24 protein-coding genes and 1 riboswitch are annotated in these 25,573 nt (G+C 37.7%); of the genes, 16 read left to right on the top strand and 8 right to left on the bottom strand.

All coding sequences use genetic code 11. The features are described from left to right. Positions 1–132 precede the first annotated feature (132 nt). The 8 genes from A33S_RS0108570 (at position 133) to A33S_RS0108535 (ending at position 8,913) form a co-directional block, all read left to right on the top strand. Positions 133–681 carry a biotin transporter BioY gene (locus A33S_RS0108570; protein WP_009383369.1) on the top strand — a complete coding sequence of 183 codons (549 nt, stop codon included), beginning with the start codon at positions 133–135 and terminating at the stop codon, positions 679–681. Continuing rightward, complete coding sequence (gene bioD, locus A33S_RS0108565) at positions 678–1,349, top strand: dethiobiotin synthase (RefSeq protein ID WP_009383367.1); 672 nt, start codon at positions 678–680, stop codon at positions 1,347–1,349. Before A33S_RS0108570 ends, bioD begins: the two co-directional genes overlap by 4 nt. Further along, positions 1,342–2,697 carry an adenosylmethionine--8-amino-7-oxononanoate transaminase gene (bioA, locus tag A33S_RS0108560; RefSeq protein WP_009383366.1) on the top strand — a complete coding sequence of 452 codons (1,356 nt, stop codon included), beginning with the start codon at positions 1,342–1,344 and terminating at the stop codon, positions 2,695–2,697. The genes bioD and bioA overlap by 8 nt, the downstream gene beginning before the upstream one ends. Next, positions 2,698–3,819 (top strand): aminotransferase class I/II-fold pyridoxal phosphate-dependent enzyme, encoded by a 1,122-nt coding sequence (locus tag A33S_RS0108555; protein WP_009383365.1) that lies wholly within the window; start codon positions 2,698–2,700, stop codon positions 3,817–3,819. Positions 3,820–3,828: 9 nt separating this feature from the next. Further along, positions 3,829–4,533 (top strand): 6-carboxyhexanoate--CoA ligase, encoded by a 705-nt coding sequence (locus tag A33S_RS0108550; RefSeq protein ID WP_009383364.1) that lies wholly within the window; start codon positions 3,829–3,831, stop codon positions 4,531–4,533. Between the two features lie 353 nt (positions 4,534–4,886). Beyond that, positions 4,887–5,642: a threonine/serine exporter family protein gene (locus A33S_RS0108545; protein WP_009383362.1), complete on the top strand. Its 756-nt coding sequence runs from the start codon at positions 4,887–4,889 to the stop codon at positions 5,640–5,642. Positions 5,643–5,654: 12 nt separating this feature from the next. Then, positions 5,655–6,137 (top strand): threonine/serine exporter family protein, encoded by a 483-nt coding sequence (locus A33S_RS0108540; protein WP_009383361.1) that lies wholly within the window; start codon positions 5,655–5,657, stop codon positions 6,135–6,137. A gap of 517 nt (positions 6,138–6,654) precedes the next feature. Further along, the gene (locus A33S_RS0108535) at positions 6,655–8,913 is read left to right on the top strand and encodes an ATP-binding cassette domain-containing protein (protein WP_009383360.1); all 2,259 of its coding nucleotides are present in this window, start codon (positions 6,655–6,657) and stop codon (positions 8,911–8,913) included. Positions 8,914–9,017: 104 nt separating this feature from the next. Here the strand turns inward: A33S_RS0108535 and A33S_RS0108530 are convergent, their stop codons facing one another. Continuing rightward, on the bottom strand, positions 9,018–9,398 hold the full coding sequence (locus A33S_RS0108530; RefSeq protein ID WP_009383359.1) for an NUDIX hydrolase: 381 nt from the start codon (positions 9,396–9,398) through the stop codon (positions 9,018–9,020). 111 nt (positions 9,399–9,509) lie between these two features. Between A33S_RS0108530 and A33S_RS0108525 the strand changes: the two genes are divergently transcribed. Continuing rightward, on the top strand, positions 9,510–9,785 hold the full coding sequence (locus A33S_RS0108525) for a hypothetical protein (protein ID WP_009383358.1): 276 nt from the start codon (positions 9,510–9,512) through the stop codon (positions 9,783–9,785). 347 nt (positions 9,786–10,132) lie between these two features. Here the strand turns inward: A33S_RS0108525 and A33S_RS0108520 are convergent, their stop codons facing one another. From A33S_RS0108520 to A33S_RS0108510, 3 genes are all read right to left on the bottom strand, one after another. After that, on the bottom strand, positions 10,133–11,134 hold the full coding sequence (locus A33S_RS0108520; RefSeq protein WP_009383356.1) for a LysM peptidoglycan-binding domain-containing protein: 1,002 nt from the start codon (positions 11,132–11,134) through the stop codon (positions 10,133–10,135). Positions 11,135–11,578: 444 nt separating this feature from the next. After that, a complete protein-coding gene (locus A33S_RS0108515; RefSeq protein WP_009383354.1) occupies positions 11,579–12,907 on the bottom strand; it encodes a sodium-dependent transporter in 1,329 nt (442 codons plus the stop codon). Positions 12,908–13,236: 329 nt separating this feature from the next. Then, on the bottom strand, positions 13,237–14,571 hold the full coding sequence (locus A33S_RS0108510; protein ID WP_009383352.1) for a PepSY-associated TM helix domain-containing protein: 1,335 nt from the start codon (positions 14,569–14,571) through the stop codon (positions 13,237–13,239). A 171-nt stretch (positions 14,572–14,742) separates the two neighbouring features. Here A33S_RS0108510 and A33S_RS0108505 point away from each other — a divergent pair, with 171 nt between their 5' ends. The 3 genes from A33S_RS0108505 to A33S_RS0108495 all read left to right on the top strand — a co-directional run bounded on the left by A33S_RS0108505 (position 14,743) and on the right by A33S_RS0108495 (position 15,926). Continuing rightward, entirely contained in the window at positions 14,743–14,967 is a 225-nt protein-coding gene (locus A33S_RS0108505) for a hypothetical protein (RefSeq protein ID WP_009383350.1), read from the top strand. A 91-nt stretch (positions 14,968–15,058) separates the two neighbouring features. Beyond that, positions 15,059–15,256: a helix-turn-helix transcriptional regulator gene (locus A33S_RS0108500; protein ID WP_009383348.1), complete on the top strand. Its 198-nt coding sequence runs from the start codon at positions 15,059–15,061 to the stop codon at positions 15,254–15,256. Position 15,257: 1 nt separating this feature from the next. Next, positions 15,258–15,926 carry a DUF3169 family protein gene (locus tag A33S_RS0108495; RefSeq protein ID WP_009383346.1) on the top strand — a complete coding sequence of 223 codons (669 nt, stop codon included), beginning with the start codon at positions 15,258–15,260 and terminating at the stop codon, positions 15,924–15,926. A gap of 82 nt (positions 15,927–16,008) precedes the next feature. Here the strand turns inward: A33S_RS0108495 and A33S_RS0108490 are convergent, their stop codons facing one another. Then, positions 16,009–16,647, bottom strand: coding sequence for an Ltp family lipoprotein (locus tag A33S_RS0108490; RefSeq protein ID WP_476663013.1), 639 nt, complete (start codon positions 16,645–16,647; stop codon positions 16,009–16,011). A 296-nt stretch (positions 16,648–16,943) separates the two neighbouring features. Beyond that, a complete protein-coding gene (locus A33S_RS0108485; protein WP_017176744.1) occupies positions 16,944–18,404 on the bottom strand; it encodes a potassium/proton antiporter in 1,461 nt (486 codons plus the stop codon). Positions 18,405–18,733: 329 nt separating this feature from the next. Between A33S_RS0108485 and A33S_RS12640 the strand changes: the two genes are divergently transcribed. Further along, complete coding sequence (locus A33S_RS12640) at positions 18,734–19,273, top strand: SA1002 family membrane protein (RefSeq protein ID WP_009383342.1); 540 nt, start codon at positions 18,734–18,736, stop codon at positions 19,271–19,273. A 210-nt stretch (positions 19,274–19,483) separates the two neighbouring features. On the opposite strand, the gene guaA is transcribed toward A33S_RS12640, so the two are convergent. Together guaA and guaB are read right to left on the bottom strand one after the other, a co-directional pair. Next, positions 19,484–21,025 (bottom strand): glutamine-hydrolyzing GMP synthase, encoded by a 1,542-nt coding sequence (guaA, locus tag A33S_RS0108475; RefSeq protein WP_017176743.1) that lies wholly within the window; start codon positions 21,023–21,025, stop codon positions 19,484–19,486. 22 nt (positions 21,026–21,047) lie between these two features. Then, on the bottom strand, positions 21,048–22,514 hold the full coding sequence (guaB, locus tag A33S_RS0108470) for an IMP dehydrogenase (RefSeq protein WP_009383340.1): 1,467 nt from the start codon (positions 22,512–22,514) through the stop codon (positions 21,048–21,050). Positions 22,515–22,838: 324 nt separating this feature from the next. Continuing rightward, positions 22,839–22,941: riboswitch (purine riboswitch) on the bottom strand. Between the two features lie 172 nt (positions 22,942–23,113). On the opposite strand from guaB, the gene A33S_RS0108465 reads away from it, so the two are divergent. The 3 genes from A33S_RS0108465 to A33S_RS0108455 all read left to right on the top strand — a co-directional run bounded on the left by A33S_RS0108465 (position 23,114) and on the right by A33S_RS0108455 (position 25,420). Further along, positions 23,114–23,527: a general stress protein gene (locus A33S_RS0108465; protein ID WP_009383339.1), complete on the top strand. Its 414-nt coding sequence runs from the start codon at positions 23,114–23,116 to the stop codon at positions 23,525–23,527. A gap of 93 nt (positions 23,528–23,620) precedes the next feature. Beyond that, positions 23,621–24,286 carry a hypothetical protein gene (locus A33S_RS0108460; RefSeq protein ID WP_009383338.1) on the top strand — a complete coding sequence of 222 codons (666 nt, stop codon included), beginning with the start codon at positions 23,621–23,623 and terminating at the stop codon, positions 24,284–24,286. A gap of 129 nt (positions 24,287–24,415) precedes the next feature. Continuing rightward, the gene (locus tag A33S_RS0108455) at positions 24,416–25,420 is read left to right on the top strand and encodes a hypothetical protein (RefSeq protein ID WP_009383337.1); all 1,005 of its coding nucleotides are present in this window, start codon (positions 24,416–24,418) and stop codon (positions 25,418–25,420) included. Positions 25,421–25,573: the final 153 nt, after the last annotated feature.

Genomic DNA, 25,573 nt, shown 5'->3' with positions numbered 1-25,573 from the left:
CCCTTTTTAAACATTTCTCTTTCTTATACCCATACTATACATGAACGAGGAAATACTTGTCATATTCTAATTGTAAACCTATAATTATATTTGGTTTACAATTTAAGTTTTTACACCTAAGGAGGAGACATCATGCAGACTAAAACTTTAGTGATGATTAGTTTATTTACGGCGCTTACGATTATCGCAAGTTTTATTCGCTTTAATTTAGGACCTATACCTTTTTCATTACAAATTGTCGTGGTCTTTATCGTAAGTGCGCTATTCAGTTTGAAGGTTGCAGCATCTAGCCAAGCTTTATACATATTAATGGGACTTATCGGCCTTCCCGTATTTAGCCAAGGTGGCGGCATTTTTTATGTCATTAAACCTACATTTGGCTTTTTAGTAGGGTTTTTAATCGCAAGTATCGTTATGAATCTATGTATTCAAAAATTGAGACGTACGACATTCTTAAATCTTTTAGGCGTTCATATTCTAGGAACGATCGTGATTTACATATTTGGGTGTGTGCACTTCTACGTCATCATGAACGTCGTCGTTCAACAGGCCGTATCATTACAAGATGTAATTACAGGCATCGTGCTATTGAGTATGCCTGGCGATATCATTTTATGTATTTTAACAACCTTCATTATTCAGAAACTTAAAAATACACACAGAAGAGGTCAATTTGCATGAAAATATTTATAACAAGTACAAATACCGATGTAGGCAAAACCTATTTTACGGTTAAACTATTTAAACGCTTAGTTAAAGAAGGCTATCACACCGTGATTTATAAGCCTTTTCAAACGGAAATGTTAGAAGATGGCACGTTTCCAGATCTTGAAGCGTATCGACAAGAATGTCAGTTGGATTATGACACGACATCGTTATACACCTTTAAGAATCCAGTGTCACCGCATTTGGCTTTTAAACAAGAGCAAGACCAACATTTCAATATTTCAAAAGTCCTTGAGAAATTAAGACAGCTTGAGAATGCGTACGACATCGTATTGATAGAAGGCGCTGGTGGCATAGGGGTGCCGATATATGAAGGGGATCAAGACTTTTACATGACGGCAGACTTAATCGACGAAACGTCCGATAAATTTATTAGCGTCCTACCTTCAAAGTTAGGTGCGATTAACGATATTTACATGCATCAATCATTTATAAATATGCATCATTTACCACAAAACATACTTGTGATGAATCGATACGATGGTTCAGAAGTTGAACAGGATAATTTATCGACAAGTCAAAAATTAGTGAATCAAGATATATTCACTTTCAAAACTAATGGTACAGATTCAGATATTTCAAAACCTTTATTACAGGAAATTTTAGGAGGCAATTATGAATAAAAAAGAAACATTACATAAAGACGATATGAATTACGTATGGCACCCTTTCACTCAAATGGGCACATATGACGCGGACACATCTATCATTATTGAAAAGGGCGACGGCAGTTATTTATACGACATTGACGGCAACCGATATTTAGACGGTTATGCATCGCTTTGGGTCAATGTTCACGGGCACAACCACCCTCGCCTTAAACAGGCAATTACCGATCAACTCGATTTAATCGCACATTCAACATTACTGGGCGCATCTAATATTCCATCAATCGAGCTAGCGAAGAAGCTTGTTGAAATTACACCTTCTAACCTTCAGAAGGTCTTCTATTCAGATACTGGGAGTGCCTCAGTTGAAATCGCGATTAAAATGGCGTACCAATACTGGAAGAACTTAGATAAAGAGAAGTATGCGAACAAGCGTAAATTCTTAACGCTCAAAAATGGCTATCACGGTGACACGTTAGGTTCGGTGAGTGTTGGCGGCATTGATGTCTTCCATTCAATCTTTAAGGACCTCATCTTCGAGAACATCAAGGTCGAGACACCATGCTTCTACAAATCAAATTATGATTCTGAACAAGAGATGATGGATCACATTTTAGATCAGATTGAGACCATTTTAAAAGCCCATCACGATGAAATTGTAGGTTTCGTAATTGAACCACTTATTCAAGGGGCAACTGGGTTATTTGTGCACCCGAAAGGTTTCTTAAAAGGCGTAGAAACACTTTGTCGTAAATATGACGTGTTATTAATTACAGACGAAGTTGCGGTAGGCTTTGGTCGTACAGGTGAAATGTTTGCGGCTTACCATGAAGACGTAAACCCTGACATTATGTGCTTAGGCAAAGCGATTACAGGCGGTTATGTGCCTCTCGCAGCAACGTTAACGTCTGATAAAATCTATGACGCATTTCTAAGTGATGAACATGCGAAGAAAACTTTCTTCCACGGTCATACGTATACAGGCAATCAAGTTGTATGTAGCGTCGCGCTTGAAAACCTTAAATTATATGAAGAAACAAAGCTCATCGAACACATACAACAGACATCTCAAATTTTAGCTGATGATTTAAACGCCCTTTCAATGCATCCGAACGTAGGCAATGTTCGCGGACGCGGTTTAATGTATGGTGTTGAGCTTGTAGCTGATAAAGACAGCCAAACTACCCTTGAAATACCTAAAGTTGAGGCGATCATCAAAGCATGTAAAGCACGTGGTTTAATGATTCGTAACATTGAAAATGTGGTAACGTTCGTGCCAATTTTAAACATGTCTGAAGATGAAATTAAAACGATGACGCGTACGTTTAAAGAGGCACTTTTCGATGTACTAGGTGAAGCGTAAATGGATTTCGAGGCCTCACTTCAACGTATCAAAGACCAAGGCCTATACCGAGAACTTACATCCTTTAACAAAGTAGATCAGGCCACAATTCGTACGGAGACCGATACGTATATTAATTTTACGTCAAACGATTACTTAGGGCTCGGCCAGTGTTCACGCGCGACAGATATGGATGCGACACTTAAAGATGTCGGTATGCATTATGCCAGTTCCCGCTTAGTGAGTGGGAACACCTATTTATATGAAGCAATTGAACATGATATGAGCGCGATATTTCAGTTTAAACATAGTCTGATTACGACATCTGGGTACGCCGCGAATCTTGCTGCATTTAGTATCTTTCGTAACGAACCGCACGTTATGGTCTTTTCAGATGAGAAGAATCACGCGAGTATTATTGATGGCATCAAGTTAAACCGTTTAGAAACCGTCGTGTACCCGCACCTTGATTACAACACCCTTGAAGATGAACTGGCTAAATACCCTCATACGACTAAAATAATCGTAAGTGATTCTATTTTCTCAACCAATGGCGATATGGTAGATATTGATCAATTGAAACATTTAAAGGATAACTATCAAGATACCTACATTATCTTAGATGATGCGCATGGCCTAGGTCTTAACATGTTTCAATCTTATGACGCAGTCGACATACTTACGTCCAGTTTATCGAAGGCGCTCGGTGCCTTTGGTGGCTTAATCATGACAAGAGATACCATGATGCATGACTTGATTATCAACAAAGGGCGTTCGTTCATTTACTCAGGTTGCCTGCCGAATTATAATCTCATTCAACTACGCCACTTATTGGATATATATCAATCTGAAACCTACCGGCAGTCTGACCTCAAAGCGCTAAGTTCCTATTTTAATCGTCAGTATGCAGCGCTTTTCAAAGCGGAACCCTTTACACTTGCGCCAATCAAGGCCATTCCTGTTAACGATATCGAGAACGGCTTTAAAGTGCATGCGTACTTGAAAGCGCATGGCTTTCTCACAAGTTTCTTTCGTTATCCAACGGTCGAAACGCCGATGATACGTTTAAGTTTAACTTCGATGCATACGAAGTCTGATATCGATAACTTCCTAACGACACTTTCAAATTTTGAAGAAAGATAGGTGTTTAACATGTACAGCATCAAGATGCGGGCGAATAAAGACGCTACGCACATTAGTGGCGGTGAAACGCTTTGTTCAAAGGAGCAAGTTGACCAAGAGCTCACGGCCCTTTTCAAGAAGGGGTTCCAGCATTCAAATGGTGATGCGGACTTCCTTAATATAAAGGTCGAAAGAGTTGCTACGACGCCCGTCGACATTCCGTGTCTACATATCGTCGATCATCAAGTGGCTTTGGAAACACTCGCTTCAGATCATGCCATCTCAGCAAAAGCCCTTGAGACTGGATTAGCCTACTTGCATAACAATACGATTTATCGAGGCGCAATCATATTAGATAAGGAAACCGGCGAACGCCTTGATAACTCGGGTTCTAAAGGCATTCGAGTAACGACATTTGGCGTAAGCGATGATTTAAAATTAGAGTTATCGATGCGATACGCATCGTTTATGTCAAAACGCATTAAAGAAGCGTTGTCCTTAACAAGTTGTATTAATTTCAGTGATCAGGTAGCTGGCGAATTATGTATTTCGGACGACTTGAACTATACGACCGGCTACTTTGCTTCAAAGACCCATCATTACAATCGCTTGCATCAAGTTAAGCCAGAGAATACACGTGTTGGCGGTCGTATTATCTTCGTAGACCACGATATTGATATTGAGCGGTATATAGAATTTCTCTCCAATACGCCAAAGATGGTCGTTTCAAGCTAAGAATGAACTCTATGTTTCACCTAGATAAATGCGATTTGAACCTTTTCGTCCCTGTCCTTAACGCTTGTTGAATTATATAACTCAAAGAAATCATGAATCCACCAACATCTACCTGACGTGTTCGTACTTTTACGGACACGTCTTTTTAAAGATGCGGCACTTATGAACATAGGACTCAACCTAAAGTATGAGTACGCGATAAACACCGCCATCACAGTATTCAAGCTCCTTCGTATTCCAAGAAAAGCGAATCACAACATTTATTTTTGAAATAAATATAAATTGTAGGTTAGAATGATTAAAATTTCGGTTATGAATAAACTGTTAAAAATTGGAATGAAGGAGGTGCTAACTTGTCAGAAATTCAATTCTCGAAAAAGGATGTCGCGAATACGATATTGTTAGCGGGTCGTATCCTTCTACAATCTGGCGCTGAAACGTCTCGTGTTGAGGATACGATGTTTCGCATGGCGCGAAGCTTAGGCTATAAAGAATGCCAGGGTTACGTCATTAATTTCTTGATTCACTTTACTTTAGATGAAGATACGAAGCATAAGATTGTACGAATTGATCAAAATAGCACGAATCTATTCAAGATTTACCAAGTTAACGAAATCTCACGTAAACTCGTGGCCGGCCATATTTCTATTCAAGAAGCTGATCGCATGCTTCGGGCAATGAACACGACGCTTTTCGACTATCCGCTATGGTGTAAATCGCTTTCGGCAGGTATCATTTCATTCTGCTTCCTATATTTACAGGGTGGCGATTTCATCAACGTCTTCACTGCAGTAATCGCAGGAATTATCGGATTTATCATTGTCGAAATGATGAAGATGAAACATACATCGCTATTTATACCCGAGCTCATTGGGTCGATGATTGTCGGTAGCTTAAGCGTCCTAGGCCACAAGTTAGCACCCGAAACACAGATTGGCGCCATTGTCATCGCAGGCGTTATGCCCATCGTCCCCGGTGTCTTGATTACCACTGCCATACAAGATTTATTCGGGCGTCACATGTTACTTTTCACCGCGAAATTCCTTGAAGCACTTGTAACGTCGTTCGCAATCGGCACTGGAATCGCTATATCTCTACTAATTAATTAAGAGGAGGAACGTATGTCAGTTGTCTTACACATTCTATTAAGTTTCATCGCATCCATTGAATTCTCGCACATCTACAACGCACCGCGTAAATTGTTCCTCCAGGCAGGTATTACAGGTGCTTGTGGCTACACAACATTTTATCTATTATCAACTTTTCTAAATATAGATACAATATATGCAAGTCTGTGCGGTAGCTTAGTGCTCGGTTTAGTGAGTCATTTCATGGCCAAACTTAAGAAAGCGCCCGTCGTGTTATTCATGATTCCAGGCATCATTCCGCTTGTACCAGGCGGTCTCGCATTCGAAGCAACACGTGAGCTTGTGACACTCGATTTCCATGTGTCACTGAACAACTTTATCCGCGCGGTACTCATAGCGGGCGCAATCGCACTCGGTCTCCTCATATCAGACCAACTCGCGAAATCGATTAAATCAAACGCTTTCTTCAAATCACTCTACCGACGCATGGTCTACAATTCCAACCATCGCACCTAGTCCTAGAAGCAAGTTCATCCGTATACTTGCTTCTTTTTTATGCTTCTTGAAAGGCCCTTTAAATTCGTTACTTTTATGCCTATCTTTTAAAGTGTTTCCCCATCTTGAAAAGCCCTTCAAAGCCATCGGTCGTCCTCATAATTGTTACAAGTTGGTGCTGAGACTTGATTACAGATTACTCATCAAGTTTCAACCGCCTTGAGACTTGATCACGGATTCACCATCAAGTTTCAACCGCCCTGAGACTTGATCACGGATTACTCATCAAGTTTCAACCGCCCTGAGACTTGATCACGGATTCACCATCAAATCTCACCACTATTATCAACCATACTCACATTACATCAACCGACCTACTCACCTATTTCCAAACCATATCCCAGCTCAACACCTATCAAAACCGATCCAAACCGCCAATCCTTCCCCCAACTTTTCCTAGGAAATAGAACCATCTATTTGAAACCGAATCCGCATTGCGATATACATAGAATATAATGATAAAATTGGGGGAACTAAGATGTCTAACATACGTGTTATAGGCGCGAAACAAAATAACCTTAAAAATATAGATGTTGAAATTCCTAAACATCAATTAACTGTGTTTACAGGGCGCTCAGGATCTGGTAAGTCATCGCTTGTTTTCAATACACTTGCGGCTGAATCTGAACGTCTTTTAAATGAGACGTACTCAAGTTACGTGCAACACCAGCTCACACAGTATGAAAAACCTGAAGTAAATTCAATCGAACAATTACCAGTCGCAATGGTCATCAATCAGAAGCGTTTAGGCGGTAATTCTCGTTCAACAGTCGGTACAATTTCTGACATTTATGCGTCCGTTCGCCTACTTTGGTCACGACTAGGTGAACCGTTTGTCGGTTATTCAGATGTCTTCTCATTTAATAATCCAAATGGCATGTGTGAAACGTGTCAGGGGCTCGGTTATGTTGAAGATATTGATTTAAATGAATTACTAGATTTCGACCGTTCGCTTAATGAAGATGCGATTAAATTCCCATCATTTAGACCTGATAGCTGGCGAGGTAAGCGTTACTTATATACAGGGCTTTTCGATAATGATAAGAAACTGAAAGATTATACGAAGGAAGAACTTGATACGTTTCTTTACACGAAGCCGACGAAACTTAAGAATCCGCCTGAAAATTGGCCACGTACCGCGAAATTCGAAGGTCTCGTACATCGTTTCAGACGTTCGTTCCTACTCAGTGATAACTTTGAGAAGAAGCGTTTCAAGAAGGACGTGGACCGCGTCGTGACGAAGAAAGACTGCCCGACGTGTCACGGTAAACGCCTTAATCAGAAAGTCTTGAGTTGTAAAATTAATGGCATGGACATCGCTGAGTTCACGAATTTAACGATTGATGAAACGATTCCATTCCTAAAGGACATTGACGATAAGACGGCGAAATTTATCATCGATCCGCTTCTCAAGCAGCTCGAATCACTGAGCTATGTTGGGCTCAATTACCTAACGCTTGGTCGCGAAACAACAACCTTATCAGGCGGTGAATCTCAACGTATTAAGCTCATTCGACACCTTAATAGCCCGCTCGCAGATTTAGTCTACATCATCGACGAACCAAGTGTTGGCCTGCATCCAGAGGACATTGAGAAGATTAACAAGATCATGGCGTCAATTCGCGATAAAGGGAACACGGTGATGATTGTCGAGCACGATCCCGACGTCATTAAAGAAGCCGACCACGTTATCGACATCGGTCCGGGCGCAGGTAAGAACGGCGGTGAAATCACCTTTACCGGTAGTTATGATGCTTTATTAGCGTCGGATACCGCCACTGGAAAAGCCCTACACCATAAACATGCGCTAAAGACAAACCCAATTGAAGCAGACTCATATATTTCACTTAAGAACATCAGCGCGAACAACTTACAAGATGTATCTGTAGACATTCCTAAGCACGCGTTATCCGTGCTCACAGGTGTAGCCGGTTCAGGTAAGAGTTCATTACTTAAAGCAGGTCTTAAAGACGAAGCAGATACAATTTTCATCGATCAAAAACCTGTTCATGCATCGAACCGTTCTAATTTATTAACGTATTTAGATGTGTTTGATGAGGTAAGAAGTTTCTTCAGTAAAAAGACAGGTCTCAAGAAAAGTTTATTTAGCTATAACTCTGCAGGCGCGTGTCCAAATTGTAATGGTAAAGGCATCCTAAAAACAGAGTTAGCGTTCATGCCAGACTTTTCACAGGTGTGCGAAGTATGTAACGGTACACGCTATGACCAAGAAGTACTGAAAGCTAAAGTGGATGGTTACTCAATTGCGGATATCTTGGCACTTACCGTTGAAGAGGCACTCGACTTCTTTGAAAATGAAACGAAAGTATTGAAGCGTTTGAATGCGGTAAAAGAGACAGGGCTATATTACATGACGTTAGGTCAATCACTAGACACGTTATCTGGCGGTGAGATCCAACGTGTGAAATTAAGTCGCTATATTATGGAAGAAACGAAGAACCATACATTTGTGTTTGATGAACCGACTACAGGGCTTCATGAGATGGACATCCCTGTACTACTGGATTGTTTCTTACGCTTAATTGAAGAAGGCAACACGGTCATTCTCATCGAACATAACCTGACGATGATGACGCATGCAGATTGGCTGATTGATATTGGCCCAGGTGCAGGTATGAATGGCGGTAAATGTCTGTATAGCGGTAAACCTGAGGGCTTACTCGACGTTGAAAACTCTTATACTGCGAAACACTTAAAACGTTATATCGAATCATAAGCAATTGCCCGACTTACAAATAATTCAGGCTCGCTCACTCAATGTTTAACCTAAAAAGAGGTCGCTACGTGCGGAACTATTCCGCGACGTTCGACCTCTTATTTTTATGAAAAGGTTTCTATCCAAGTTTGTACTGCAGGCGCTATGATAGTATCATCCGCTTTCGAAACCCATTTGATATCCGTGATTTCATTATCTATCTCGACTTGAGACCAATCGATTGGTGTAACACATTTAAATCCATTAAGCTCTGTTTCTGTATCAGGCTGAGGGTACGCATCCCCTACAACCTTACCGATATATGTAAGATCTTCAACTTTGACATCAAGTTGTAATTCTTCTTTGAGTTCGCGTTGTAACGCAACTTCTAATGATTCACCAGCGTCAATTTTACCACCCGGGAAATAATATTTCGCTTGATGACGAACCTGTACTAACAGAATCTTGTCATCTGTCTCTTCGACTAGACATACACAACGTATCACAATACCCCTCCTAAATGATGATTGTATCTAGTATACCATGGACATTAATACGAATTTCAAAGAACGGGTATATGACATTTACATTGATTATTCTCATAAAGGAGTGATTCTGTGCTTAAGAGACTTGCTGGCTTAGTTCCATGGAACATACTTAACGGAGGCGTTTCCGTCTTTGAAACCATTACAGACTTCTACAATCGTTACGTTTACCGCTCGAAAAGCAAAAAGCTAACATATATCAGTATTGCGCTAAGTGCAATTAATGCACTTACGACATTCTTCTTCGCATTTAATGTAAAGCGCAACTATAAACGCTTCTTTAGATTACTTAGAGTCGGTGGCAGTGCGTATTCAATTTATAAACGTATTAAAAAACATAAATCGTGATTGCCAAACGTCGTGCTTTTTAGAGAAGGAAAATGACTGCATAACGTTTAATGTTAAGCTTGCGATATCACTAAAACGAGCGATAGCAAGTTCACATGCCTTTTCAAAAAGAAGCTTCCGCACTAAACCGCACTCAAAACAATAATTTCCCACACAAAAAACCTTCAAAGCATCGAATACTTTGAAGGTTTCATTTCATTTATAAATAAGTTTTAGAGCAAATTAAGTTAGTTTCAATAATGTTGATTTCCAAACAGCTGACTCCTAGGGGAGTAGCGTGAGTCCAAAGACTACAGGCTTTGGCCACGCCCCAGGAAAGCATGCTGTTTTAGAAATTAATTTGTATATTAATGAATATATTGGAAGTTTCCAACTTGATATGACGGAATTGTGCGGTATGTCGCAATTCCTGGTGCAGCACTATAGTTCATTTCAGAAACTAATAAGCTACCATCACTATTCACACGCTCAACAAACGCAACGTGACCATAGTAACCAAGATCTGATTGAAGGATTGAACCTACAGTTGGCGTACCATCCACGCGGTAACCATCGCTTATAGCGCCTGAATCCCACGCGTTCGCATTCCACCAGTACGTACTAATACCTTTACCTACTTGAGCACGACGGTTGAACACATGCCATGTACATTGACCCCAAGTATATAAGTTACTGTGGTTGAAAATTGGTGTATTGTAACCGCTTGTCGGCGCTTGCGTCGTTGTAGTCGTTGATGGTGTAGGTGTTGAACTATTGCCAGATACCTTTAGAACTTGACCTGGGTAGATGAAATAGCTATTTAAGTTATTAATGCGCATTAATTCTTGGTAAGACATACCGTGTTTATAAGCGATTAATGACACAGAATCACCATATTGAACTGTGTAAGTTCCATTAGCTGAAGTTGTAGTTTCAGTTTGGTTCGACGTTGTCGTAGTCGCCGCTGAACCAGATACTTTTAACGTTTGGCCAGGGTAAATAATTGTGCTTGATAAACCATTTAGAGACATTAACTTTTGATAAGAAGTGCCGTGCTTATACGCAATCGCACCTAAAGTATCTCCTGATTTAACCGTATATGTAGATGATGAACTTGAAGTCGTTTGGCTATTAGCAGTCGTTTCGTTAGAGCTTGAACTTGAAACTTGAATCACTTGATTCGGGAAAATCATATTAGACGTAAGGTTATTCAGTGACTTGAGTTCTGAGATAGACGTATTAAATTTATTGGCGATAGACCATAGCGAATCACCACTTTGTACACGATAACTTTCAGCATCTGCTTGTTGCGCAACAATTCCTGATAGTGCTGAAGTCCCAATAATGGCAGTTACTAGTTTCTTAGGCATGGTGTTACCTCCCTATTTTTTCTTTACGTAATTGAACACCATTTATTATACACGTATGGGCTACAAAATTATATAGAATTTATATAACGTTTATGTTACAACAATGATGCAAAATGTAAATTTATCTTTAACATTATCTGACCCTACATCTTATATTTTTATTCTAATTCAACACATCTTTATTTAAATATTTTCTATTAACTTAATTATCTAAATTTTTCATTTATGAAAAGCCCTCTAAGATCTAGGGCTTTTCAAAGAGAAAAAACGAATCTGGGACATAATACTACAATTCTCATAAACAGCATGCTTTCCTGGGGCATGGCCGGAGCCTGTAGTCTCCGGGCTCATGCTATTCCCCTAGGAGTCAGCTGTTATGAGAATTGTATGAAATAAAGCTTAAATGCTCTATTTCACGAATTATATCCCAGACCCGTCTGTCTTCTATATTAATTGCATGATAAATATAATTAAAATGACTACTGGCAATATGAACTTAATCAAGATGTACCATGGTTTGAATAGCTTAAACTTATCGTTGCCGAAGTATGTTTGGAGTGCTTCTTTATTAAGTAAGTGACCTACGATTAATGTAGAACCTAAAGCACCAAGTGGCATTAAAATGTTTGAAACGAGAAAGTCCATGTTATCGAAAATCGTACCTGCCCCGAAGTGAACGTCCTTAAGCGTGCTAAATGATAACGTCGCTGGAATACCGATGATAAACACGAGCGCACTAATGAGAAGTGCCGCAACGGAACGTTTATTGTTGTTATTCTTAGTTACATTAGAAACATTTAACTCAAGTAATGAAATCGAGGACGTCAATGCCGCGAATAAGAAGAGCACTAAGAATATGACATAGAATATATCGCCGAACTGCATATGCATAAATACGCGCGGCAATACTTTAAATAAGAGACCAGGCCCTTCTTCAGGCTCATAACCGAAGCTCTTAAGTGCCGGGAAGATCGCAAGCCCAGCTAAAATTGAGATTAGAACGTTCATTAATACGATTGAAGTTGCCGACGATTTCACCGTCATTTCTTTAGACGCGTAACTTGCGTACGTAATCATCCCTGTCGTACCAAGCGATAACGCGAAGAAAGCTTGCCCTAAAGCAAAGAGCATAGAATTTAGGTTTATTTGATCGAGTTTAGGTTGTAGAAAGAAGCGTACCCCTTCCATCGAACCCTCTAAAGATAATGATTTAACGACGATCAAGATTAAACATATGAACAATAGCGGCATCATAATCTTAGAGGCCTTTTCAAGACCATCCGCCACGCCAAACATAACAATCGCCATCGTCAATGCGATAAAGACGCCTTGAGCAATCATCGTAATCACCGGGTTCCCTATAATGCTTTCAAAGTGAATATCACCAAGCTGCCCAGGGTCAACACCAATAATTTGCATCAACACCTTGATGATGTAGATGAGAATCCAACCACCGATCACACTGTAAAAGCCAAATAAGAGGAACACGGCGATATTACCGTTCCAACCAATGATATTTAGCCATTTGCGCCCTACTAGACGTTCATAGATATAGGTGGTATACGTTTTGCCCATTTTACCAACGATAAATTCCATGATTAATAATGGTAAACCAACACATAATGTGAAGATTAAGAACATGAGTAAGAACGCGCCACCTCCATACATACCAGCCATATATGGGAACTTCCATAAGGCGCCGAGTCCAATCGCTGACCCTGCGCTAGCTAGAATGAAACCGGTGGACGTCTTCCACTCTGATTTTTGTTTCATTTTATCATCCTTTTTCGCTTTTAAGCAGTAAAGTGTATTTCAGTTAATTAGTACAAACTATAACAAAAGTTAACTTAATTCACAAGATTAAATTTAAGTTTATTCATATTTATTTGATTACAAATACTTTAACTTATAAGGCTTGTTTATATATAAAAAAGAGATTGAAACTAAAGCGCAATTCCAAAAACAGCTGACTCCTAGGGGAGTAGCGTAAGTCCGGAGACTACAGGCTCCGGCCACGCCCCAGGAAAGCATGCTGTTTGAAGGAATTGATTGAAATAAAGCTTTAAAGCAGTATTTCCTGATTTTAGTTCCAACCTCAATCTTTATTCAACTGAATGTTTTCGATTTTTTAATTTAAGTAAACCTTCAATCATTAAAATGATGATCAACGATGCACCGAACAGTGGCATGAGTAGACCTAAGACAACCATAAGCACAATCACTGCTTTAGACATTGGTTTCTTAGTACGTTTAGGCATCTGTTGATTACCTTTCACAACACGTTTTATCCAAGAATAGAATCCGAAGAAGATACCACCAAGGAACATGAGCGCAACGATTGTATTGATAATTTTATTCGCAATACCGAATAAGTGACCTTCGTGGAGCGGAATACCCCATGAGAACCATTTACCGATAATACCGTACTCATTGTAGTTCACTTGCGCGAGCTTCTTACCGCTATATTGGTCGATGTATAGCGTCGTTTCTTCATATGGTGACACATCAAGACCTGTTATACCGGTGTTACTACTCTTCGCAACGGTATACGCTTCATCAGAGCTTGTCGGATAAACGATTGAATAAGGCTTTGTGACGTTGTTCTTATTCGCCTTTTCAATGATAGTATCAATCGGCAATTGATGGTCGCCATCAGTGATAGGGTGACCCTTCGCATGGTGCCCAGCATGTTCATCTGATTTAGGCTCATTACTACTACGCGTCGCCCACGGAATTTCATTCACATCTGATTTAGGCGGGTTAACCGTCGTCTCAGTCGTACCTAAGCTTGGACTCGACATCGATAGTTTATGAATCTTGTCTCCTGAGAAGGCGGACCAAGGTAAACCTGTTAACACCAGTAGAAATACCGGTATCGCTACGATCATACCAATAAGCGCATGAATTTTTTGGAATTTAAGTGCTTTGGCATTCTGTTTATGAATCCGCTTCTTGAAAAGCATATAAAGACCTGAAACGATCATAAAGATGGTCCAACAAGCCGTTAATTCTACAAGGTAATTCAGAACCGTATTACGCGTTAGTAACGAACTATGGAAGTCTCGCATAATGTTCGCGTATGTCCATCTTGCGTTTTGATCGGTTACAATTTGGTGGTCTTTATCTAAAAAGACATACTTCGTGTCGCCATCTTGATTACTGATCTCAACACGATCGTTATATCGATTATCTAAAATCATGACCTTATCGATTTGATAGCCTTGATACTTATGTTCGATTTCCTTAACCGCGTCTTTCATCGATTGTTCGGAAGATTGGTGACTATCTTCGAATAAAGCTTCATGATAGATTTGTTTTTCAACATCCTGAAAATACAGATACCCTATTCCAGATATCGTGAGGGTAATTAACAGTGGTGCAATAAAGAAAGCTGCATAAATGTGCAACCTCTGAAATAAATTCAATGTATTTCGCATATAATTTTTCTATCTTCTTTTGGTGTTATATCATAATATATAAGATATTTGATTATAATAAAATATATTTTCAGTATTTTAATTGTCAATTTGATGACAAAAACATACTCTAACAAAACATTTAATATTTTATATTGAGAAATTAATTTATACATTTATAGGAGGCTAATTATGACGTTTAAAGGTTGGGAAGTAGAAATTCAGTGCGTCGTGGAAGATTACGACATCGTGACGAATGAAAATACGTTCGCGGTCATTCGTGAGGAAGATACATTAGGTGTCATTCTTAAAGAAGTAGACGGCTACTTAAAGATCTCAAACATTTCATATAACGGCGAGGTCTTCGTCAATCATGAGGAAAAGCGCGTATTAATTAAAATCGATGATGGATACTAAAGTATTAGTATCCTTTTTAAATACGTAAATTTGACTAATATATTTGTCATTTTGACTAATATGATGTATATTGACCGTGGAGGATGACATTATGAAAAATCGTTTAAAAGAGCTCCGTGCTCGAGATGGCTACAATCAAACGCAACTTGCTAAAAAAGCTGGCGTATCGCGTCAAACAATTTCGCTAATAGAACGTAATGATTTTATGCCGTCAATCATGACCGTTGTAAAGATATCTCGAATATTCGGTGAAGCAGTAGAAGATGTATTTATCATAGAGGAGGAATAACTTGAATACTTACAAAGGGAATATCATTTTATTAACTATTGTGAGCATACTAAGCGTTGTTTCCTTGTATGTGCTTGCAGAAATGCATTTAATTTCAGTTAATTTAATTTATGTTTCTACAATACTTACGTTACTTATTGAAAGCATTTTAGCCCTGACTTTAATGAAGCAGCGTAAACACATGAACTTGTTAAAACATTCGGATGATGACGATGAACATAAACAATACCTTAAACTAAGATGCCATACTGGAATGATAATGAAATGGATCTTTGTAGTGTCTCTACTAAACGTGGCACTCATCACATTCATGAATCAAATGTCGATTATAGCGATCGTAGGCATGATCTTACCTTTCGTCTTACATCAATTCATTTCAATTTGGAATGCTAAAACAATTTATAAGGACAATAGTACGCCACATGCACCAAACCAAGGTTCTCCGTTATTAGCTATAGACGAAGGCGAACGTTACATGAGTCTCAAATCACTTCTGACAACGTACGTGATCTCAATTATCGCTTTAGTGATGGGCATTGCTGTATTAACAATCTATTCTATTACAACGCACAATAATCAAAGTTTTAGCATCTTAATCATGATTATTGTTTACGCCCTTATAACATTAAGCTACAGTAGTAATATTTCCAAATCCTATCGTGAAATGTAAGTTTCCTTTTTAAAAGCACTTTGGATAAGATGAAAGATTTACAACAAACATAAAAAAACCCGTGGCCTAAGCCACGGTTTTTTTAATCATCTAAATGATCTATAGCATATTGTGCTTCTTCAGGGGTAAACCCTTCTCCATACTCTGAAACGAGTTGATCATATATACCATTTGTAGACATATGCATATTTTTAGCATATGATTTCGCACTTTTTAAAGCATTTTCCTTATAATCCACTTCTAGATTATCAATTGCGTACTGAGCTTCTTCAGCTGTGAATTTTTCTCCATATTCCGATGTTAATTGTTTGTACAATCCTACTTTTGACATATGCATATTTTTAGCATATGACTTAGCATTCTCTACTGCGTTCTCCTTATAGTCAACTTTAAGATGATCTATAGCATATTGGGCATCTTGTTCAGAGAATTTCTCTCCATACTCTGAAGTTAATTGAGCGAATATACCTGCTTTAGACATGTGCATTAAGGTAGAGTAACTTTTAGCTGAATTTAATGCGGCTAATTGCTCTCTAGTAGCATTTTCATCTTCTATTTCTTCATCATCTGTGCTATCAGAATCTTCGGACTTAGAATTCGAAGACTCATTAGAGACGTTCTCAGTATTGGTCTTATTAGCGTTTTCATTATTATCCTTAGAATTTGAAATGATACTTATTAGTATAACTATTAATAATATTGTACCTACTATTAACAAAATCTTTTTAGAATCATTAGATTTTTTATTACTCTCATCGTTCATATGCATTCTCCTCATGTAATGGTGTCTGATTTGATAAAAAAAGCTAAAGTCTCATAAGGATTTATCTATATATGAGTAATTTCTTATAATATTAGGCGGTTAAAAACGCCACTACTATAATTGAAAATAATTATATAATAAAACGTAAATTTCTACAACTCTAATTAAGAATTATTTTTTAAAATTACATTAAGGTTTTATACCTTTGATAATTAATTAAAAAAGAGCACATTATAATGTGCCCTTTATACATATTATGCTTTCTGAGTTTCTGCTTTTTGTTGAAGTTTGTGTAATTTTTGATGGATGTCTTTTTCTGCAAGTATATAGATAATATCATTGGCTTTTAAAGAAAAGTTACCGTCAGGAATATGCAGCTCATCATCACGCACGACTGCGTTTATATTAACGCGACGAGGTAAATCGAGATCGGCTAAAGTTTTACCGTTCCATTTAGAGTGAGAACGAATAATATACTCCCTGATTTCCACTTTAGATACTTCGCTAGCGAGCATATCAAATTGATATGGCGACGTCACCGCTTCACCTTTACTCAATCCTAACTTATTCGCTAATGGTTCTAACGTCATACCTTGCAGTAACGCACTTAATAAAACTACGAAGAATACGACATTAAAGATCAAGTTCGCTTCTTTAACGCCATCAAGCAAGGCGTACGTTGCTAAAATGATAGGTACCGCACCTCGTAAACCTGCCCATGAAATAAACCAAAGTTCCTTAGGCTTAAGATCTGTGAAACTAAGCGTTAACCATACACTTAGAGGTCTTGCGATAATCATGAGAACTAATGCGATAAGTAGACCTTCCCACATGACAGAAACGAGATTGGTTGGGAAAACAAGTAACCCAAGTAGTATGAACATGGCCATCTGACCAATCCATGCGAAACTTTCGCCAAAACGAATGATGCTTGTGCGATAACTTAAAGGATGATTACCCAAGAATAAAGCAAATACATAAACTGAAAGAAGTCCACTAACATGGATGTATGAAGCTATACCGAATGTGATAAATGAGAGTGTAATCGCTAAAATTGGATATAAACCGGTCGCTTCTAAAGTGATAAAATTGATAAGTTTTAATGTTAAGTATCCGACTAAAAGGCCTAATAAAGCGCCACCTAACATTTGCCAGATAAACATGAGCATGTAGTTGAAGATTGAAGCATCTGGCATCGTAATAATACTAATCATTGTGATAGTAAGGAATAACGCCATCGGGTCATTCGTCCCCGACTCAACTTCGAGAATACTTTTAATCTTTGGAGATATACGTTTGTTACCTAAAATACTGAAAACTGCAGCTGCGTCTGTAGAACCAACGATTGCACCAACAAGTAAGCTATGCTGCCATGACATATTTAAGATGAACATCGTACCTAAAGCCACGATTAAACTCGTAATTAATACACCAATAGTCGCTAAAATTGAAGCATACGATATTGCACGTTTAACCGTTTGTTTCGTCGTTTGAATACCACCATCAAACAAAATAATGACTAGTGCGATATAACCGATTAATTGCGCAAGGTATGCATTATCAAATTTATAAAAGATGTTCATAAACATGCCGACCGCCAGAAACACGATAAGAGAAGGCAGTCCTAATTTATTAGAAAGCGTCGTTGTCACAACCGCTGTAAATAGTAAGATTCCTAATATTAAAATAATTAACTCCGTACCGATATGTGCCACCTCTGTAAATTATTGTTAATTCTATTATATCACAGTACTAAGATATGAATTAGAAATAAACATAGTTTATTTAATATTATTTTGAAATATTAATATATTTGTGGCGATATTATTATAATAATTTGAGGGTTTGCGTAACTATTGCAATGGTTATTTAACTAAATATAGTATTGTCTAGGATATCAAAATAAATCAAATTTAAGACAAATACTCATTCTAAAGTTATAAGTAGATACTTCATGTGTAAAACTCTTACCTATGAAACTAAAAGCAAGGTTTTTCATATGAATAAACTTCTATAACACCCATTCGGAAAGGTAGGTTATTGCATGGTTTGGATAAATATATTAACCATATTGATTCTTTTTTTGCTTACTGGATTTTTATCGGGGAAACATAAAGACAAACTTCTATTTCTTAAAGCTTTTATCTCAGCTATTTTTATGGTTATGAGCGCGTTTATTTCTATAACTATCTCATCTCTAATAACTTATTACATATTTGCCGTTATACTCAATGATGTAAGTAGTATTTTCGTCCTCGGTTTAATAATCATATTACTCTCAGGTCTTATTAATTTCTATCTCGTGAGACTAATAATGAATATGAATCATTATAATGAATTATTAATCATGGTGTTAGAGTATTACATTCAATGGACAACTATATTTTTTACACTTTATCAATTCTTCACTTCTTCAAAAGACACGCTTAAGGAACTAAAGCATCTAAGTATTTCAACAAATTTGTTAGATGTAAGTTTGATGAATATCATAATACTACCTATATTATTAGTGAGCTGGATTTCCATCGCAATGGTTAAAGTTTATATTAAGGACCATAAGTCTAAGTCAATAAGTGATGATTGAATATGAATGACTTGAGTCATTTAAGACTCATTAGGGGGTTATACCCCCCTGAGACTTGATCACGACCTGCTCATCAAGTTTCAAACCCCCTGAGACTTGATCACGACCTACTCATCAAGTTTCAAACCCAACTAAACCTTATACCAACCTTAATCCTCCAACTCAAAAAGCCCCTCAGGCAATCGCCTAAGGGGCACTTCATAGTCTATATTATTCCCACTCAATTGTACTTGGTGGTTTAGATGTCACGTCATACACTACACGGTTTACGTGATCCACTTCGTTTACAATACGACTTGAAATCTTTTGTAAGACTTCCCAATCGATTCTCGCAAAGTCACTTGTCATACCGTCAATAGACGTAACGGCACGGATACCAACCGTATAGTCATACGTACGGTAGTCACCCATAACACCTACTGAGCGGATGTCAGGTAATACTGTGAAGTATTGCCAAATCTCACGTTCAAGACCTTCCTCACGAATAACTTCACGTAAAATCGCGTCTGATTCGCGTACGATTTCAAGTTTGTCTTCCGTAATTTCACCTAGTACGCGGATACCAAGACCTGGACCAGGGAATGGTTGACGCCATACTAAATGTTCAGGAATACCTAGTTCGATACCTAATGCACGAACTTCATCTTTGAATAACGTATTAATAGGTTCGATTAACTCGAATTCCATGTCTTCAGGTAAACCGCCTACGTTATGGTGTGATTTAATTGTTTGTGCTGTTTTTGTACCAGACTCAATTACGTCTGTATATAAAGTACCTTGAGCTAAGAAATCTACACCTTCAAGTTTTGATGCTTCATCATCAAAGACGTAAACGAATTCATTACCGATAATCTTACGTTTCTTTTCAGGATCAGACACACCTTGTAACTTACTCATGAAGCGTTCTTCGGCGTTAACACGAATAATATTCATGTTAAATCCTTCACCGAATTGTTCCATAACCATGTCGCCTTCACCTTTACGAAGTAGACCATGGTCAACGAAGATACAAGTTAATTGATCGCCAATTGCCTTATGAAGTAGCACTGCAACTACAGATGAATCAACGCCACCACTCATTGCACATAAGACTTTACGGTCGCCAACTTGTGCTCTAATCTTCTCAATTTCAAGCTCAATGAAGTTTTCCATAGTCCATTCACCTGTACATTCACATACACGGCGGACGAAGTTCTCAAGTAACGCATTACCATATTCAGAGTGACGCACTTCTGGATGGAATTGAACACCGTAAATACGGCGTGATTTATCTTCAATCGCAGCAAAGTTCGTACTTGGACTATCTGCAATCACTTCGAAACCTTCAGGAATTTCGATGACTTTATCAGAATGACTCATCCAAACATTTTGCGTATCTGGTAACCCGTGGAAAATAGTGTCAGATTTGGCATTAATAATTGCTTTACCATACTCACGCTCTTTCGCACGTTCAACTTTTCCGCCTAATAATTTAGTCGTAAGTTGCATACCGTAACAGATACCTAAAATTGGAATACCTAAGTTATAAATTTCAGGATCAATCGTAAATGAGCCTTCTTCATATACTGAATTTGGACCACCTGAAAGAATGATACCTTTAGGATTTAATTTCTTAATTTCATCAATAGAAATTTCATGATCGTGCAATTCACTGTAGACGCCCATTTCACGGATACGTCTTGTAATTAATTGGTTATATTGGCTACCAAAATCGAGGACAAGAATTAACTCTTGTTCTTTTGCCATTTCCATAATCATTTGACTCCTTTATCAATTAGAATGAGTAGTTTGGTGATTCTTTCGTAATTTGAACGTCATGTGGATGACTTTCTGCTAAGCCGGCTGGGCTCATACGTGTAAATTGAGCTTCTTCACGTAATTTCTCTAAGTTACGGCTACCTGTGTAACCCATACCGCTCTTAACGCCACCAGTTAATTGATAAATTGTATCTTGTAGTGGTCCTTTATAATCAATACGTCCTTCAATACCTTCAGGAACATATTTTTTAGGTGCTTTATCTTCTTGGAAATAACGGTCGTTTGAACCACTTTCCATAGCGCCAAGTGATCCCATACCGCGATAAACTTTATATTGTCTACCTTGGAACATTTCAGTTAAGCCAGGGCTTTCTTCAGTACCTGCAAGTAAGCTACCTAACATTACTGCATGACCACCAGCTGCTAAAGCCTTAACGATATCACCTGAGAATTTGATACCACCGTCTGCGATAATCGCTTTACCATGTTTACGTGCTTCAGTCGCACAGTCATAAATCGCTGTGATTTGAGGAACGCCTACCCCAGCAACGACACGAGTTGTACAAATTGAACCTGGACCGATACCAACTTTAACAACATCAGCACCAGCTTCATATAAAGATTTAGTCGCTTCTGCAGTCGCAACGTTACCAGCGATTACAGTAATTTCTGGGAATTTAGATTTAATATGACGAACTTGATCCATTACACCTTGAGAATGACCATGTGCAGTATCGATTACAAGTGCATCAACACCCGCTTCAACTAATTTCTCAGCACGAATGTCTGTATCTTTCGCAATACCAATAGCGGCTGCACATAATAAGCGGCCTTGTTCGTCTTTTGCTGAATAAGGATACTCACTAACTTTCTCAATATCTTTAATCGTAATTAACCCTTGTAAAATACCGTCTTCTACTAATGGAAGTTTTTCGATTTTGTGCTTTTGAAGAATTTCAGCAGCATCATCAAGCGTTGTGCCAACTGGCGCAGTGATGAGGCCTTCTTTCGTCATCACGTCTGAAATCTTAATTGAAAAGTCCTCAATAAAACGTAGGTCGCGATTTGTAATAATACCTACTAATTTACGATGTTCTTCATTATCAACGATTGGTACACCAGAAATACGATATTTACCCATTAAAGCTTCTGCTTTATATACGCTTTCTTCTGGCGTTAAGTAGAATGGATTCGTAATGACACCATTTTCTGAACGTTTTACTTTTTGAACTTCGTCAGCTTGGTCTTCGATATTCATATTCTTGTGAATTACACCTAAACCACCTTGACGTGCCATTGCGATTGCCATTTTTGATTCTGTTACTGTATCCATACCTGCTGAAATAATTGGAATTTGTAATTTAATACGATCTGATAATTCAACACTTAAATCTACCTCTTTAGGTAGTACATCTGATTTAGCTGGAATAAGTAATACATCATCAAACGTTAAAGCTTCTTTTAAGAACTTATTTTCCCACATTACGATAAAGCCTCCATTCAATATTATTAACTATATTATTTCACATTTTGCTCAATTTGTTGATAGGTTAATGATGACAATTTATTCATTTTGAAAAGCCTATGAGATTGCATGCTAAGATTCAACAATTTTAATTTACCGTACGCCTTAACCATACCATATTTCAGTATTTCAATCGCTTTAAAACTTACCTCACCTGTCATCGTAAAACGATACGTAAATAACAAAAAAGTCCTAAACCAAAACGAGGCTCAGGACACAAGTAAACTATAAATATATAGAAATTCCCTCAATTAAGTACAATTGAGTTCATGATTTAGCACGGTATATTTTATAGCTACTCATAGTCATGTCGTTTAAGGCAACACGGTAGAAACTTCTAAAGCCATATTCTTTAGATTATATGAGCAAGTAAATTATTGTATGATGATAGCAAATTTTCAGTAGGATATCAATAGTATTCACGTGAATGAATTAAATATTTTAGTGAAACAATTGCCTATAGTATAAGAAAGATATAAGATGAAGATAAAGCGTTTCTATAACAAGATTTATGGGTATTTAAGAAACAATAACTAAAACGATTCGGAGGGGTAAACATGATTAAAGCATCTCAACACGATAATGAAGAAAGTTTACTTAGAGCCATCGATAAGGTTAAAGAAGAAGGTTTTGAAGATAGTGAAATCACAGTAATTACTAAAGAAACATTACAATCTGAAAAACTGAACAACAGTGAGATCCGCGTTAAAGTATCTAGCGGTACATTTAGTGATAAGTTCGCAAAGTTCTTAATCGGTGAAGATACAGAAGGCGCTGCATTAAGTGAATTTAAATTAACAGATGAACAAATTGACGAATATAAGAAAGCGATTATTGACGGTAAGATTTTACTTTTCACTAAGAGAGACGTTGAAGCTCATAACGAAATTAATAATAATTCAGCGCATGAGAGCACTAAAGAAATCAAAGAAGCATCTTCAATCGGTGAAAAAACTGAATTTAACTCATAATACTTAAGCAATACGAGCCGAGCGACATGGTCCTCGGCTTTTTTTAGTAGGTAAACGTTATGGTATACTATTATGAAAATGGAGGTGTCCGAGATGAAATTTAAATGCATCGATTCAGTGAACGACCCGCTCTATGCGCAAGCGCTATCACTATATGAAGGTAAGCTCAGTCATGACGTCTCAGAGAAGACTGAGATCTTTGAGCAATCCCTTGAGAACGATATGACGAAAGATGATTATGTATTCTTAGTCGGTTTAGAAGATAATAAGGTCGTTAGTTTAGCTACAGCCCACTACGAAGCAACAACAAATTCCTCATTCTTAATTTATCTGATTTCAAAGGAATCACCTGATTGCGAACGTATTTTAAGCCTTACTTTAGAAGAAGTTGAAGAGGCGATTAACCAATTATCTCAAAAGGTTCATCAAAAAGATGTTAACTTTATGATGTTTGAGTCCACGCATGAAGGCGACCCTAATCAAGAACAAGTAGACCCTGACATTCAATTTAGAAAGCAATTCTTACGTAGCCATGGCTTCATTAAGCAAAAGCATTTAGACTACATCCAGCCTAACTTGCATGGTAATGGTCCCCCAATTCCAATGGACTTATATATAAAAGCAAACATTGAACTAACTAAAGATATTTATGGTACGAGCGTGAAATCGAATTATATTCTAAAGTACGTCTTCGCGAATAAAATACCACGTAGAAAAATCTACCCGTTACTCGTCAAAATGGATTTACGTAAGGCATAAGGGTAGGGCGCGCATCGGCTTGAAATCAATGTTAAAAAAAGGTAAACTTGTATCAAGGTAAGACTGACGTTTCAGTGGCCGTAGACTAACGTCACTCTAAAGAACACTTAGAATGAAAGGGTTTATCATATGTTAACAAAAGAATTTGCTCAAAAAGTTGAGCTTAGCGAAAAACAAGTCCGCAAGATTGTACAGCACCTAGAAGAACGCGGTTACCGTCTAAACAAAACAGAATATCGCGGTAGAGAAGCGACAGACTTCCAAGAAGAAGATATTGAATTATTCCAAGACATCGCGACTAAAGTTAAGCAAACAAATAGTTACGATTTAGCTTTTGAAGAGTTAGAAAAAGAAAAAGACTTTTTACAAGTTATCGTGAAAGACGATGCGTCTAACTTACCTTCAGAGCAAAGCGAAATTACATACCTTATTGAAGAATTACGAACTGAAATTCGTAACATGAGAGAAGAACGTAAAGTATTAGGACAAATGATCCATCAAATTCACCAACAACAAAATGAACTTAAAGGTGTTCAAGGTGAAATTACAAGCAAGTTAGAAGAAAATACTGAGACACTAAAAGCGATCGAGACATCTAGCGCTTCGCATCAGGAAGCAGTTAAAAACCTTGAATCAACACAAAATAATTACTCTGAAACTATGAACCAAATTATGACTTCTCAAAAAGATTATGCGGATAGTCTTAAAAACATTGAATCTTCACAAAAAGAGTACATGGATGCACTTAAGAAAATCGAAAAAGAACAACAAAACCAAAACGAATCATTTAAAAACATCGAATCTAAGCAGAAAGCTCAAATCGATTCATTTAAACGCGTTGAAGATAACGTTAAAGAAAATCAGAAACCTTCAAACCAAACATCAGAGACAGCTTCATCATCTAACGTTCAAGCTGCTACAACAACTTCTACAGAATCTAACCCAACTAAAGTTGAGGTTAAATCTGACAGCAATAACCTAACTGAACATGCGACTGAGAAACAAGTTGCTTCTAACAACAACCAACAATCAAGTCAGCAAACAAGCCAATCACATCAATCTCAATCTTCACCATTAGCCGAAGAAAAACCTCAAGAGAAAAAAGGTTTCTTCCAACGTTTATTTGGTATGTAACATCTGTATTAATTAAGCCTCAAAGGAGTTTATCGCTCCTTTGAGGCTTTTTTATTATAAAGTTCGCTATTTCTTTAAATTTTGATATTTTTGAACAAAATTTGAATTTCACCTTGATATTTTAAGTATACCTGTTTATTCTTATAATATAAG

This window comes from Staphylococcus massiliensis CCUG 55927 (genome assembly GCF_000298075.1).
In the GTDB taxonomy this organism is placed as follows: Bacteria; Bacillota; Bacilli; order Staphylococcales; family Staphylococcaceae; genus Staphylococcus; species Staphylococcus massiliensis.
The sequence above is the reverse complement of the archived record's forward strand: the minus strand, read 5'-3'. Positions and strand labels throughout refer to the sequence as shown.

Coding starts and splice junctions, on each gene's coding strand:
- A33S_RS0108570 (WP_009383369.1), top strand. CDS start 133: ATGCAGACTAAAACTTTAGTGATGATTAGTTTATTTACGGCGCTTACG.
- bioD (WP_009383367.1), top strand. CDS start 678: ATGAAAATATTTATAACAAGTACAAATACCGATGTAGGCAAAACCTAT.
- bioA (WP_009383366.1), top strand. CDS start 1,342: ATGAATAAAAAAGAAACATTACATAAAGACGATATGAATTACGTATGG.
- A33S_RS0108555 (WP_009383365.1), top strand. CDS start 2,698: ATGGATTTCGAGGCCTCACTTCAACGTATCAAAGACCAAGGCCTATAC.
- A33S_RS0108550 (WP_009383364.1), top strand. CDS start 3,829: ATGTACAGCATCAAGATGCGGGCGAATAAAGACGCTACGCACATTAGT.
- A33S_RS0108540 (WP_009383361.1), top strand. CDS start 5,655: ATGTCAGTTGTCTTACACATTCTATTAAGTTTCATCGCATCCATTGAA.
- A33S_RS0108535 (WP_009383360.1), top strand. CDS start 6,655: ATGTCTAACATACGTGTTATAGGCGCGAAACAAAATAACCTTAAAAAT.
- A33S_RS0108520 (WP_009383356.1), bottom strand. CDS start 11,134: ATGCCTAAGAAACTAGTAACTGCCATTATTGGGACTTCAGCACTATCA.
- A33S_RS0108515 (WP_009383354.1), bottom strand. CDS start 12,907: ATGAAACAAAAATCAGAGTGGAAGACGTCCACCGGTTTCATTCTAGCT.
- A33S_RS0108510 (WP_009383352.1), bottom strand. CDS start 14,571: ATGCGAAATACATTGAATTTATTTCAGAGGTTGCACATTTATGCAGCT.
- A33S_RS0108505 (WP_009383350.1), top strand. CDS start 14,743: ATGACGTTTAAAGGTTGGGAAGTAGAAATTCAGTGCGTCGTGGAAGAT.
- A33S_RS0108500 (WP_009383348.1), top strand. CDS start 15,059: ATGAAAAATCGTTTAAAAGAGCTCCGTGCTCGAGATGGCTACAATCAA.
- A33S_RS12640 (WP_009383342.1), top strand. CDS start 18,734: ATGGTTTGGATAAATATATTAACCATATTGATTCTTTTTTTGCTTACT.
- guaA (WP_017176743.1), bottom strand. CDS start 21,025: ATGGAAATGGCAAAAGAACAAGAGTTAATTCTTGTCCTCGATTTTGGT.
- guaB (WP_009383340.1), bottom strand. CDS start 22,514: ATGTGGGAAAATAAGTTCTTAAAAGAAGCTTTAACGTTTGATGATGTA.
- A33S_RS0108465 (WP_009383339.1), top strand. CDS start 23,114: ATGATTAAAGCATCTCAACACGATAATGAAGAAAGTTTACTTAGAGCC.
- A33S_RS0108460 (WP_009383338.1), top strand. CDS start 23,621: ATGAAATTTAAATGCATCGATTCAGTGAACGACCCGCTCTATGCGCAA.
- A33S_RS0108455 (WP_009383337.1), top strand. CDS start 24,416: ATGTTAACAAAAGAATTTGCTCAAAAAGTTGAGCTTAGCGAAAAACAA.